The sequence below is a fragment of the Vibrio sp. IB15 genome, from assembly GCF_016406055.1.
Classification (GTDB): domain Bacteria; phylum Pseudomonadota; class Gammaproteobacteria; order Enterobacterales; family Vibrionaceae; genus Vibrio; species Vibrio chagasii.
In genome coordinates this window covers 22,808-36,625 of sequence record NZ_JAEFCE010000003.1, presented here as the reverse complement: position 1 = coordinate 36,625, position 13,818 = coordinate 22,808, and the positions used below count along the sequence as shown (strand labels likewise).

The following is a 13,818-nucleotide window of genomic DNA, read 5'->3' as shown; positions in this document are numbered from 1 at the left end:
GGATTGAATCGAAGATGAAGGCTCATCAACTGAAAACGCACAAGTGAGATCAGAAGTGAAGATATTTTATGATGAGTTCAGTGCTGCCCTAGCTTTAAAAGTTGTTACTTTAACTATAGAGAACCCTATTTATTCTGCAAAACATTGGAGCTCGGCCTAATACATAAACTGACTTTGTATCGATGAACCTTTCAGACCGCTAAGATAAAAGAAACACTATCCTAGGGCACTTCAAAACGTGCACTTACCGCTAGGTGGTCAGATAAATCCCACACACCCCACATATCATCGTCAAAACTGCGTAACACTTCAATTTTGCTGGAACTCGCCATCACGCTGCCATTATTTGAATACAACAGATAGTCCAATCGTTCTTGGGCTGATTGATCACTATCGGATAGGTTTTGATTCACAAGCGGATCGTAACTATAGGTCAATGCCCCCTTTAAAGAAGGCTCTTGCAAATCCAATACTCTTAGCATTTGAGTGAAATCGAGCGGAAACTTGTGCTTGGCGATATTGAAATCACCACCGAAGATAACAGGCTCGTCCTCCGGTAAACCTAACCGTTCCACAAAGGCGAGTATTTCACCGACCTGCAGCATTCGTATATTTCGATGTTCGCGGGAATTCCAAGAGCCAAGATGCAGGTTAAACAGATGATAAGGGCGGCTATCTTTTATTATCTTGGTATAGAGAACACCTTTATCTGCCGCACAATCGGTTCCCCGACAGTTATCAAAGACATGTTGTGCCTGTTCAACAATGGGATATTTACTATAAGTAATAACACCGCCATCGTAGGTATTACTGCCACCACCATCGAGTTTATGACTGACATACTGAAAATGGCGCTGCATGTCCGCATTTAAACGTAGTTCATTTTCTCGCCTGAACACCTCCTGCATAAAAACCACGTCATGATTCTTGACCGCTTCAGCTATTCGTATGTCTCTATCATTCATATGCTCTCCAATATAAGGGAGCAGCCATACGTTGTAAGTCAGTATATTGATGCTATTCGCATCAGATGATGGAGCCGTTGGTTCTTCACTTATAACAAACGTTATATCATCATATCCACCGGTGTAATCAGCCTTATAATAGTATCGGTACCCCCCTTTATTGTTCCCGTGAATCGCTCGATCACTGTATAAGTCACCGATATGTGTGGTTTCAGGATCGACAAGGGTAAAAGACATATCTGACCCCCACGCTGTTCCTTTTAGCCTAACGATTGGAGTGAGATATTCGTAGCCTAAAAATATAAAAAAGTAGTATTCTTTGCCTGCTTTTATGCCACCATATCGACTCAGGTTAGCAACCTCAGCATAGCTATAAGGCCTGATATGGTTGACGCCGGTTGAGGTGATAACTTGCTCATCTCCGGATATAAATAGGCTAAGATCCTCACGGGTGTTATTCAAAATACGTATGTTCGTCTCTGCTTTGATAACGCTACAGAAAAACAACAAACATAATAATGTCGCACTTATCAATTTGGTGATCATCACTTCAGGCACTCTTTTGTTTGTCGCACTCCAAAAATTATTAGAGCTTAGTTTCATATCGAATACAAAATAGAGATAACGCAACACTGAGTAATTTGATGACTTTGAGTATGGGAGGCTCATAAAAAATAATGATCGACACTTGCTGTACATTATTACAAGTGAATTGATGATTTACACAAATTTGATGTGAACAGCATAACTGATTGTTATAGTATAACATTACATCAATTAACTATTATGTCCCATGAAACCGCTATTTAGTCTAATCAAGGTGCTCAGGTGCCTCTCCTCACGATATTTATGTCGTTTCCCAACGCGATTACGCTCTGTTAAGCATTTACCTCTTTGGTTAGCGATGCTGACTTTTGCTCCGAACCTGCATGCACACCCCCACTCTTGGATCGAAATGAAAACTCATATAGAGGGTGAGAATGGCATGATCACCGGTTTTTCAATGGAGTGGTCTTTTGACGCAATGACCTCTATTTATATGCTGGATGGCGAAGACGTTTCTCCAGAAAAAGAGGAAGAGACGCTCAAGAACCTTGCGGCCTCAGTGATCGAAAACATGATGTATGAACATTACTTTACTTATTTCTACGATGGTGAGGAGCCAATTAAATATCAGGTTGCTGAACATGCCAAATTCGAGCGTGATAAAGCCAAAATGGTTCTCACGTTCGACCTACCACTTTCAAAGCCAAAGCCAGTAACACGTGATTCGCTTCGTATGTTGATTTTTGATCCGAGCTATTTTGTCGATATGTCGTGGATCGCTAATGACGATGTGACGTTATCTCCAGAGCTCGCAAGACAATGTAAGTTAGAAATTATCGAGCCGAACCCAACGCCTGAGCAAATGAGTTATGCGATGTCTTTACCTGCCGATGCCGACCCAGACAACACATTAGGTCAGCTATTCACTCAGTCGGTCGAGCTTCATTGTGCAGCGATTCCTGGTTCTTAACCAAGGCGTTTTATTTTTACGATTAGGCGTTTCGACAATTAAGCGTCTGTGCTCGTTCAGTCTCTCTAATCATCAAGAAAAAGATTTCTGATAAAGGTGCATTTAATGCAGAAAAATCAAATTCAAACAAAATACTACCTTACAGGTGTCCTTGCCTTAACACTCGTTGCCGTCGGTGCATACCAACTGTGGGTGATGTGGCCATCATTGGTGATATCCAGCATTCAATGGCAAAGAGAAGTTAATTCAGAGCTTGCCGACCTCCTCTATGATGCGAAGTCTAACCCTTGGGGCGCAGGTAGCTACCTTATCGGGGTCAGCTTTATCTACGGCATGCTTCACTCACTTGGACCAGGACACGGCAAAGTCATCGTCTCAACATACTTAGCTACTCACCCAACAAAAGCAAAAGCCAGTTTAGTGCTAACGGTTGTTTCTGCATTTTTACAAGCATTAGTCGCAATATTATTAGTAAGCGTGTTGCTATCGGGCTTTAGCGCTTCTATGCGAATGGTGAATGACAAAGCCAATATGTTTGTCTCGTTGAGTTTCGCGTTAGTCGCGGTAGTGGGTGCATTGATCTGTTGGAAGGCTCTTAAAAACATCTACACCACAATGCGTACACCAAAATTGAAAGTGAAAGCGATTACCACCTTAGCTGCCGATACGTCTTCGCCAATTTCAGTCCAATCATCAATGGCCCTTCGCTCATCAGTACCTGCTGGTTCAATGATGTTGAAGCCATATAACGCATTACAAAGTGCTGAACACGCTCACACAGATCATTCTCAAACGGATTGTGGATGCGGCCACCAGCATGTTGCCGATGCAGACGCTATAAACAAAGCTTCAACACTTCGTGAATATGCAGGAATCATCGTTACGATTGGCGTAAGGCCATGTACAGGTGCGATTATGGTTCTGCTTTTCGCAAACATGGTTGGCTTATATTGGATGGGCGTTGTCAGTGCCTTTGCCATGGCGATAGGTACCGCGTTCACAACCTCGACGATTGCAATCATGACACTAACAGGCAAAAACTTGGTAAAACGCTATTTGGCTGCAGGTAACAAGAATAACAGTGCGTCACTGAAAGCTGCAGGTCATTACTTACAACTGTTTGGTGGTGTTTTACTTGTCTTAATTGGCTTGTTGCTAATGAGTGGACAAGAGAGCGGTATGTCGCCGGTGTTTACTATGTAACTGTAGGGACGCTCTAACACTGCTAGAAACTACATAACACTTCCCCAGACTAAAGACCTCTTAGCCAGAGGTCTTTTTACTTCGCTGACATAAACACCCTTTAATTTTTTTCAAACGTTGCATAGCTAATAGTATGAATTCCGTTTTCATTATCATCGACTTACAAAACAGAGCCAAAATCTCTAAATAAAAGCGGTGAGAAGCGATACAATAATCAAGTTGCGAAATTGCTGCGTGGGACACCTGCCCACTGAAAGTCCATTTACAGAGAACCTTAAAGTAGTCATACATGTCTAAAGATTCCGGTTTCACCACAGAGTACACCCTCGACAAAGCTTTCTTTGCTGAGTGCTATGACCAAACGAGCGTCCCGACTCAATTCCCAAAAGCGTATTTGAAGGCGTTTTTGTTTCTTCTTTTTGGTTGGGTTCTACTTGAGTTTGAACTATTACCGAGCGGCTACGTTGGTTGGTTCTTCATTGTATTGAGTGTTATCGAAGCGTTCAGCGTATATTGCAAACGAACCTGGTGGTTGTGGCGACAAAGAATCAGCTCTGGCGCTGGCAGCAAAGTGGTATTTAAAGGTGATTTAGATGGCGTGAGTTACAAAAACTATAAGACCACCAACACGATCAAGTGGAACCAGATCGACGAGCTTGAGGAGACTGACCTTGGCTTTATCATTCATATTGGGAAGCAACGCCAATACGTGAGCAAATCGTGCCTAAGTGATGACGCGATTACTTTCATGGTTGAGCAACATAAAGCATCAAAAGCTAACTAACATAAGTGTATTAAGACCTCTCAGAGTTGAGGTCTTAATATTTTCTAGCCTTACAAAACAGATTCCTACCGCACTCAGCTTAACCCAATGTTCTAATTCTTAAAAACCCCATGTACAGCTCTACTGCCTGTTTTTAGCGTGAGTTCATCTAGATGATTCAGCACCGCTTATACCTATTGAATTGAACTCAAACTTTCCCCTGCTTTTTGCACAATTGCATCAAGTGCACCACACTTGAAATAATCAATTTTTGATTAATACTTGGCCTTGGGCACGCCCAATTTAAACAAAACAATTAAGAGAAGTTGAAATGTTTAAGCAGATGATATTAAGCATTGCCTTGATGGGACTCACAGCACCATTACACGCCGCTCAATTGGTCGATCTAGTTAATCCAGAGTTTCAGATACCCTGTAAAGATGGTCCCGATGATATGGTCACCGGAATGCCTGGCCTAATTTCTGAGCTGTCCGATGTAAAATGTACGACCTACGGTCAAATACTTACAGCGCCAGAAGGCTTCATATGGAAGATTGCTGGTACCCATAACGGAGCCATGAGCCTTTTGGCTCAAAACGACGTCGATGAGATCAACGAAGTTGGAAATAAAGCTTACTTTATCTCTATCGAGGGGAAGCAACTTAGTTATGATGAAATAGTGAATGTATTTGATACAAAACTAAGCGACGTTTTATTGCAAAAGACTAAAGAGCAGATCTTAGCTCAACAGGCAGAACTAATTGAAATAACGGCTATAAATAATAAAAATTTAACACAAAACGTTTATATATTCATGATAAAAAAATACACTTTGGGGTTTGTTTGCACACCAAAGTGTATCAAGTGGGCATTTACCATTGAGGATTCACCTCTATAGACGGCCGCCAAATAACCTTAATGTTAACAGTGATATATCGAAACTGTATAGTTAATATTTTCCGTAAGGGAAATAATCTAACCTAATGCTGATTATTCTATGAAGAGTTACTAACGTACACCACATATCTTTGCAGATAAAATAGGTAATATGTCTTTTTTCACTCACAATATGCTTAGTGTTGAACAATTATTTCTCAAAAATGAGAATGGACAACGTGGAATCAGCAGCAAATCTTAAGTGAAAGATTAAAATTATGCTTTATACTGATGTTTATGTATTCCTACTGAAACACTTGGGTACCCCAATCTCGTTAAATGCTCTTCTCTTTAAACAAAAAAGACTCAATTAACTAGGCCTTCTATGTTTGCAAATAAAAAAACTAGTTCAACATATCTAGTATGTCTTTCTTTTATTCCTTGTGTCTTGGCGCTGACTATTTTGTATCTCAGTTTTGGCCGTTCACTGGATGAGCAAGCAAATCAAAAAGCAATGAATATTGTTCAAGAAGTAGATGAGATTCTTGAGTTTGGTAAGCAGACTAACACGAGTGCTTTAAAGCTATTGCTAAACTCTAATGGCTGTGAAGATGAAGCCCTAGCCCTTAGACATCTGGTAGCATCCATACCTTACGTACGAAGTGCCAATCTAGCGAAAGACAATGTTATCTTCTGCACCTCTATTTGGGGTGAAGGCAATTCCAAATATGATCCTACCGCATACACTTCAGGACAATTACTGCTGCTTAATGGAAGTAAAGTTGATACTTCTCACCCTCTTATCGTGGTGAGGTCAACGTTGGATGATCACGCGGCATTAAGTGGGATTGATAGCCTTTACCTAAGAGAGTCGCTCACTTCAGGCAGCAAGTTGCGGTCATTTATTGCAGTCGGTGATAAGTGGCTTGATAGTAAAGAGTTGACCGTAAAGACAAACCCAGTAGAAAAACTCATTTCTTGGCATCAAGTATCATCAAAACAGTTTCCTTATAGCGCACATGCAGGTTTTGCTTACCCAAACATGCTGACGGCATTCTGGGCTAAAGATAAGCAATACATTGTAGCCATCATACTGCTGCAAACTCTGTTTGCCCTTTATCTTATATGGCTATCAAGGCGTCCCTCTAATCTATACCTCGAAATTGAACGTGCAATGGAGAGAAAAGAGTTTGTCCCATACGCTCAGCCGATTGTGAATAGTAAAACTCGTGCAATACAAGGCATAGAGATTCTATTGAGGTGGAAACACCCAGTACAAGGTATCGTGAGACCAGATCTGTTCATTCCTAAGGCTGAAACCTCTGGTCTTATTGTACCTATGACACACCAATTGATGCGGCTCACAGCTATGCAAATTAAGCCTTTCATAGACAAGCTACCTAGTGGTTTCCATGTGGGTATAAACATCTCACCCCAGCACTGTTCGAAAGGCACATTGCTAGAGGCGTGTCAGGAATTTATCGATATTATTGACTGTGACGACGTTACTCTAGTTCTAGAACTCACAGAAAGAGAAGCGCTAAACTACTGCGATTTAACCGATGATATTTTCGGGAAAATCAAAGCGCTCGGATGCAAGATAGCAATAGATGACTTTGGTACGGGTCACTCCTCTTTGGTTAACTTACAAAAAGTAGACCTCGACTACCTAAAGATTGACCAAACCTTTGTCCGAGACATTGGCGTTGACACAATCACAGGCCACCTACTTCAACACATGATCACCTTATCGCACGATTTATCTCTAGATGTCATCGCTGAAGGCGTCGAAACAGAGCAACAAGCAGATTATTTAAGAGAGCGAAGCGTCAACTACCTACAGGGCTTCTTGTTCGGTAAACCGATTCCACTTGAAGAGTTTTTGAAGAACCAAACAAGCCGTTGAAAATAGGCAAACAAAGCAAGCTGAGAGCATTTGTCTTTTGCTCTCAGCTTCTAAAAGATGCATCAACCTCTAAGTAACTCAATAAATCTCGCCGGGCTTCTTCCTGTCATCATCTTAAACATGTGAATAAATGATGATGGGGAGTCATAACCTAGCTCAGAGGAAATCCCGCTAACACTTTTACCCTTTAGCATTTCGTCAATAGCGACATGAACGACGAGCTGACTTTTCCATTGTCGATAACTCAAGTTAGTGTCAATACGTATAATTCTTGACAATGTGCTTTCTGAAACGTTTGAAAGCAATGCAAACTCTCGCTTGTCCATACTACATATTGACTTAATTCCTACCGAAGATATGCATTGAAGCACGCGTCTATCATGAGGCATAGGAGCGCTAGTAAACAGCCGTCTAGCGCTTTTCAGACGGTGAAAGACCAAATCAACGAGTAACTTTTGGCCACCCTCATCATTACTTGTTGGAGTTCTTTCCATCTCAATTAACAGCGATTTTAAGAAAGAATTGATCTCCACAAGCTGAGCTTTGACTGAGCAAAAATCAAAGATCTCTGAAGGCATGTAAAGGCTAACAAGTTCTACGTTGCTCAACGTTCCTACCGAATGTCTAACGCCAGCCGGAATCAATACTCCCTGCTGAGGAGACACAAGCATCCTCTCCTTGGATCTGTCTAAATACAAAAACAACGCACCTTCTTTCGCATAAAGCAACTGAACCCATGCATGGCTGTGTGCCTCAACATTTGCCCCTTTGGGAATTGAACGAGCGACCACTTTGCATTCGCTACACAAGTTTTCAAATGACTCTTTCGAAGGTGGGTAGGTTGAAATCATTGTTGATAAATATTCTCTATTCATTGACATATATTCGATACCGCCTCCATGAGTTGCTCAACTAATCTAGGCGCTACCGGAACCGAACTTGCATTACATTACCATATAAAACAATAAGATAAACACTCAACCTAATCACATTGACTCCTATCTTATTTGGGAAAACACCTAAATCAGAGTGGTTCCGGACTATTTGTCACTCAAACGAAAAACCGTTTAAAGGAAAATATTGTGAGTACACATACCTCAAAAACAAAAATCACAACCGCTAAGATAAAAAGCATGAAAGGAAAAGGGCGAATAGTGTCACTTACTGCCTATACAAAAAACATAACGCAACTAATGGATCCTTATGTCGATCTCATTATTGTTGGTGACTCGCTAGGCATGGTGGCTTATGGGTTTGACTCTACGTTACCAGTTACCATAGAAATGATGATTTCCCACGGTTCAGCCGTAGTCCGTGGCGCCGAAACATCTTGCGTAATAGTAGATATGCCCTTTGGCAGCTACCAGGAATCGAAAGAATTAGCGTATAAAAATGCAGCCGAAGTTATGGTCCAGACAGGAGCCCAAGGTATCAAAGTCGAAGGTGGCCCCGAAATGCTCGAAACAGTGGAGTTTCTAATTCAAAGAGGTATACCGGTAATGCCTCATATTGGTCTATGCCCTCAATACGCCAACGTATTAGGTGGTTTTAAGGTTCAAGGAAAAACACAACACCAAAGGGACCACCTCATCGAAACAGCGCGAAAATTTGAAAACGTTGGAGCATTTTCATTACTTGTTGAAGGCGTTGATGAGCTCACAGCTCGAGAAATCACCAGATCTGTATCGATCCCGACTATTGGTATCGGAGCTTCACCCGAATGTGATGGTCAAGTGTTAGTGACCGAAGACATGCTTGGTTTATTCACTGAATACACACCTAAGTTTGTCAAAAAGTACATCGACCTAAGCCAGCTAATCAAAACATCATTTAGTGAATATGAACAAGAAGTGAGAAATGGGGCATTCCCTACTCGTGAGCATTGCTTCGATTAATTTGCCTGTTCATTGACACTCTGGGTGCGGAAAATATCAGCGCTAGATCAAACAAAATGTGCATATATCGGGTATTTCCTGTTCAAATATCACACTTTCTCAATTACAAATTTGCAACATCTACAACATAATGTTCATATTCAACCGTCTGCATAACCTTGTAGAATATCTTTACTATGAAATAAGGGCTTTTCATTTGTAATGATTCTTCTCGTTTGTATTTGCCACCCTTCGGGGTGGCTTTTTTTTATTAAAGCCTTAGGCCGTTTTCATGTCTTCGCACGTACTCACACCGAGCTAACTCGACGAATTTATCAATAAAAACTCTTATCTATTAATGCTTTACACACCATCAAGCTATCTAATACCCTATCCACCGAACCAACAAATGAGGACCTATCATGTTAAAGTGGACCATATTATTTCTACTACTCAGCACAACATCTTACGCGGTGGCTTCACTAGATCCATTGGGCAATGGAAATATTCTTTAGTATTTCAGGGCTCACTTAACTAATTGATTCCATTATAGAGATACATAAAAATTTCGAATAAACAAAAATAGATAAAGAATTATAATTAAATAGAAGAATTTAAGAAGCACGCTCTGCTCCCTACCCACCGAATATCCACCCCACAAGCACGTAGATTATTTAATCACCACACTTTCAATATGTATAATGGCATTTATAGCGATAAATTCCAGATTATATCCCCAGTATCTAATATAGTCATTTTAACATGCCGCTAGATTTTAAGAGCTTATTAAAAGTACGACCATAAGCTGCGTCAAAAAAAACAATAAGCGACAAATGGCTGACTAAATACATCAGAATAATTAAATCATGCTATAGCTATACATCGAATATATGCTGCTAGTTACTTAGAAATAGTCATTCAACCAATCATTTATAAAATATTAGTTTGCACAGCTGGCAACACAATAAAAATAACTATAATCGCGCAACTCTTTAACAAGGCTACAAAGGCATTTAAACAAAGCGTCCTAACTTACTCGTATTCATCCCAATATGTGAATACACAATGATTCCGCTCAGAATCATTGACCGTACACAACAAAAACACCTGATTCTAATGTTGGTTTCAGATAAAAAATAAAGTGGCAGTTAAGTTAGAGAGAAGTATCAATCCTACAATCAAAAACACAAGTCAGCTCATGCAAAACAAGAACATTAAGAAATACACTATTTCAATCGCAGCAATGCTATCTATGGCCCTTACCGGGTGTGGTGGCGGCTCAAGCAGTGGAGGCTCGAATGGCGGAGGTTCAAACGGTAATGGCTCAATTGATCCAGCACCGCTTGTTAAGCTTCCGGCCCTCAAATCACTGAATATTCCCCAAACCAACTTTCAGACAATTAAGCCTTCCAATTTTGACATTGAGCCCGCAAGCAATACGGCATTAAATACGATGGCGTACAAAAATTTACAAGGTGACGAGCGCATATTCGAAGTTGCCTTCCAGCCATGCGAACAATGTGACGAAGCGGTTATGCCAACGGTTACACGTGTATTCGATATCAACCAGAAGTACACCATGTTTAACATGGACAACTCAACGGTCGCTTGGAAAGGTAAAACATATCATGGCAATTACCCTGTCATCATGGACAAAGAAAGTGGTCAGCTTTACCCCATCGTGATTGACGGTAAGGTATCGGAATTTGATGCTGAGTTACAAAACGAGAGCCCATTTCTTAGCCAACAGAAACAAGGTGACTTAGCACCAAATGAGACGCTATATAGCTTTGACATTACAGATGACGAGCATTGGCACACAAGAGGAATCTACAAAGCAGTGCTAGAAGATAATGCCTTTGTCTTCAAAACGTTAAAAAGTCGTGCGTATGCCGATGAACGAGACATACAGATAGACGCACAAGGTAATATTCTCGTCGACTACCAAGATCCACCAGAAGATCATGCTGTGAATTATAATCACTATGCCTATATCAAATTTTCAGATGAATATCAGGAACTAGACTATCAAGATACGAATTCACGTTATGATTCCTTGAGAGTGGTTGATGGCAAACTAGCAGGGATCGACCGTGCACAGCCAAACTACTTTTCATTTGTCACGCCAGTTGGAGACAAGCTAGTCTCGACGCAAAGCCAATACGACATTACTGGCTCTGAAGGGAATACCGTTAATACAAGTAAGCGCAGCCCACAAATTAATGGTTATGACATGAATATTGGATGCGTAGTGAATAAGCTCAATGAGAATAGCTACGACTACGTTGGAGAAAGTGCGCTGATAGACAAAAGTCGCCCCTACTCTTCATTCGATGCATTGAGAGCCTCGCAACATACCCTGTTTTGCGTCGATTACAATGAATCTTGGGTTAAGGAAGGGGTAACAGTCAAAGTATCGGCATTCGATACTGAGACTCAAACATTCTATGACTTTGATACTGGCATAGAGCTTAACAAAGACTTTTACGCACCAGACGTTGATAAATTAACCGCTATCGATGGCGCTGTCGTACAATCTGATCAAACGGTCATGTTGTACATGAATCGAATCAATAGTGATGAGATCGTAGAGTTTTACATCAACCCAATTTTACAGACGGTTGAGCAAAGAACGAATGATGGTTTTATCTCTCCAACGGGGTTCGCTTCTTTAAGCCACTAAGGTTGAATGCTTTCCTCCACTATTTTAAGGGAGCCGCTCTCTTAAACCTACCTCACATCATGCCTGCTCATCCAGCAGGCATTTTTGTACTAATCAAAACTAACGGGCGCATGGCGATTCAGGAGCTTAGGAGGAAAGAGTACCAGACAACATAGCTGAACAATTTGTAGAAAATGGTAAGCTAATTAGTATCTTGTATGACTGGGCATTTAAACCTTCGGATCTACACGCGCTCTATCCACACCATAGACGCGCATATCCAAGGTAAATGCCCTGCTTGATTATCTTGAAATGACCGGACGCCAATAATGAACACCATTTACCAAATCAGTGACTGCCACCTCTCCGATGAATTCAGCTATGGAAATCTACGTCGAGCTCTTGAATACGTCAATAACGATCAAGAATGCGAAGTTATTTTCCTAACAGGTGACATTTGCTGTAACCCCCAACCCGGTGACTATGTTCACTTAGAAACGTTCGTTCGACACCTTACCAACAAATCTATTTATGCGATTGCAGGCAACCATGATGACTCTCGCTTAATGCGTGAAGAGCTTAAAGGTTCGACGATCTGCGTAACCGATAGAGCCACCATTTGTGGTCGTGAATTTCTATTTCTCGATTCTAGTCTCAAACCCAAAGACAGCGTTCACCCACTCGGTTCAGGACGTATCGATAATCGAGGTCTGGCCAAATTAAAAAAACAGCTGAGAAAAGCCAGCCATCCTATCATTGTTATTCACCACCCCATAATCCCTGTCGGTGCCGATTGGATGAAAGCAATCCGCCTTGAGAACGATTTTTCCATAATGAAAGTGCTTCAGAAATATAGAGTGAGAGAAGTCATTTGTGGTCATGGGCATGATCAAATAACAACGACACAACACGGCATGACCCAGTATATGGCACCTTCTACAGCTTACGGGTTCGACCACTCTATTGAGGAGTACAATCGCAGTGATAAAATTGGATTAAGTAAGATATCCGTATCGCAACACTCATTTGATTATCTGGCTATCTACCTTTGAATATGCGTATTTAGGCCAGTGCGCTACCGCTAACTGGCAAGCCATTCATCTAACACGGAGATGAATTTAGGATTTATGAGATAACCAGTAGAAGCGTGCGGGTTGCTTTGCCCGTCACACACATTGAGATTGTAAATTGGATAAATGTCTTTCATTCCACCATTAATCAAACCCAGTGTAAGCATCTCTTGAAAGTCATTTTTGATTTTGCTGTCGTGAGAGATAAAGTCATCTTCAGCCGACAAGTTCACCCACCTATGAATATTTAAAGGGTACTTTTTCATGCCCTCTAAACGGCTCCCTTTCAAGCGCTCTTTCACACTCTCATCACCTAAAGGTGAACCTAACGTAACCAGAAGATCAATCTTCTTTTTGGCGCCGTAATCATTTCGGTACTCACTGTAATGGGAGAGTTTCCATAACACGTCATAACTGATCATTGTGCCAAGGCTATGTGCGACGATCATCACCTCATCTTGGTTATCTAACGCCTCTCTCAGCTCCACCATTAATCGATACCTTACGTCGCTACCAAAGTAAGAGTCTTCATACCAATAATGACTCATATCGGGAGCAACTAATGCTATAAGTGGCTCTGCCATTTTCAAACGACTAAGCACAGAAGAAAAAGTATCCGCGAGCGCCTCTTGCAGGAACCCTGCCTTCGAAACTTCACCATACGTTTTCTTATTAAACTGATGGGACGTGTACCCTTTGAGATCGATCAAAGCCTGTTGTCGGACAAGCGGCTCTTCAGTTGGCTTGTTCAATAATGTGTTTGATAAGTCGCCAAAATACACGAAACGCTTCTCGATATTCTGGAAAGCTTGGAGTGAATCAGAACCTTTACAGTCACGCTGTAATCCATGTTCGATAGCATCGTACCACAATGATTGAAGCGACTCCCTGTCAGGCTTTTGCCCCCGACCGTGGATAAATATAATTTTCTTTGCCATACCTGAAACCTCGTGTTCACTACCGACATTAATCATCGGGCGGCT

The 13,818-nt window shown here is 41.3% G+C and carries 11 protein-coding genes; 8 read left to right on the top strand and 3 right to left on the bottom strand.

The window, feature by feature from the left end:
• Positions 1-221 precede the first annotated feature (221 nt).
• A complete protein-coding gene (locus JC606_RS01620; protein WP_233090039.1) occupies positions 222-1,568 on the bottom strand; it encodes a sphingomyelin phosphodiesterase in 1,347 nt (448 codons plus the stop codon).
• Between the two features lie 190 nt (positions 1,569-1,758).
• Here JC606_RS01620 and JC606_RS01615 point away from each other — a divergent pair, with 190 nt between their 5' ends.
• The 5 genes from JC606_RS01615 to JC606_RS01595 all read left to right on the top strand — a co-directional run bounded on the left by JC606_RS01615 (position 1,759) and on the right by JC606_RS01595 (position 7,229).
• Entirely contained in the window at positions 1,759-2,481 is a 723-nt protein-coding gene (locus JC606_RS01615) for a DUF1007 family protein (protein WP_198777662.1), read from the top strand.
• A gap of 105 nt (positions 2,482-2,586) precedes the next feature.
• Positions 2,587-3,684 (top strand): nickel/cobalt transporter, encoded by a 1,098-nt coding sequence (locus JC606_RS01610; protein ID WP_198777661.1) that lies wholly within the window; start codon positions 2,587-2,589, stop codon positions 3,682-3,684.
• Positions 3,685-3,973: 289 nt separating this feature from the next.
• The gene (locus JC606_RS01605) at positions 3,974-4,468 is read left to right on the top strand and encodes a YcxB family protein (RefSeq protein WP_137408421.1); all 495 of its coding nucleotides are present in this window, start codon (positions 3,974-3,976) and stop codon (positions 4,466-4,468) included.
• A 310-nt stretch (positions 4,469-4,778) separates the two neighbouring features.
• Positions 4,779-5,345: a hypothetical protein gene (locus tag JC606_RS01600; protein ID WP_198777660.1), complete on the top strand. Its 567-nt coding sequence runs from the start codon at positions 4,779-4,781 to the stop codon at positions 5,343-5,345.
• Positions 5,346-5,708: 363 nt separating this feature from the next.
• A complete protein-coding gene (locus JC606_RS01595; RefSeq protein ID WP_198777659.1) occupies positions 5,709-7,229 on the top strand; it encodes an EAL domain-containing protein in 1,521 nt (506 codons plus the stop codon).
• 62 nt (positions 7,230-7,291) lie between these two features.
• Here JC606_RS01595 and JC606_RS01590 read toward each other — a convergent pair whose 3' ends face one another.
• Positions 7,292-8,110, bottom strand: coding sequence for an AraC family transcriptional regulator (locus tag JC606_RS01590; RefSeq protein ID WP_137408423.1), 819 nt, complete (start codon positions 8,108-8,110; stop codon positions 7,292-7,294).
• Between the two features lie 201 nt (positions 8,111-8,311).
• On the opposite strand from JC606_RS01590, the gene panB reads away from it, so the two are divergent.
• From panB to JC606_RS01575, 3 genes are all read left to right on the top strand, one after another.
• Positions 8,312-9,124, top strand: a complete 813-nt coding sequence (gene panB / locus JC606_RS01585) for a 3-methyl-2-oxobutanoate hydroxymethyltransferase (RefSeq protein WP_332873228.1) — start codon at positions 8,312-8,314, stop codon at positions 9,122-9,124.
• A gap of 1,177 nt (positions 9,125-10,301) precedes the next feature.
• Positions 10,302-11,786 (top strand): hypothetical protein, encoded by a 1,485-nt coding sequence (locus JC606_RS01580; RefSeq protein WP_198777658.1) that lies wholly within the window; start codon positions 10,302-10,304, stop codon positions 11,784-11,786.
• A gap of 308 nt (positions 11,787-12,094) precedes the next feature.
• A complete protein-coding gene (locus JC606_RS01575; RefSeq protein ID WP_198777657.1) occupies positions 12,095-12,817 on the top strand; it encodes a metallophosphoesterase family protein in 723 nt (240 codons plus the stop codon).
• 29 nt (positions 12,818-12,846) lie between these two features.
• Here the strand turns inward: JC606_RS01575 and JC606_RS01570 are convergent, their stop codons facing one another.
• Positions 12,847-13,773 carry a hypothetical protein gene (locus JC606_RS01570; protein WP_198777656.1) on the bottom strand — a complete coding sequence of 309 codons (927 nt, stop codon included), beginning with the start codon at positions 13,771-13,773 and terminating at the stop codon, positions 12,847-12,849.
• Positions 13,774-13,818: the final 45 nt, after the last annotated feature.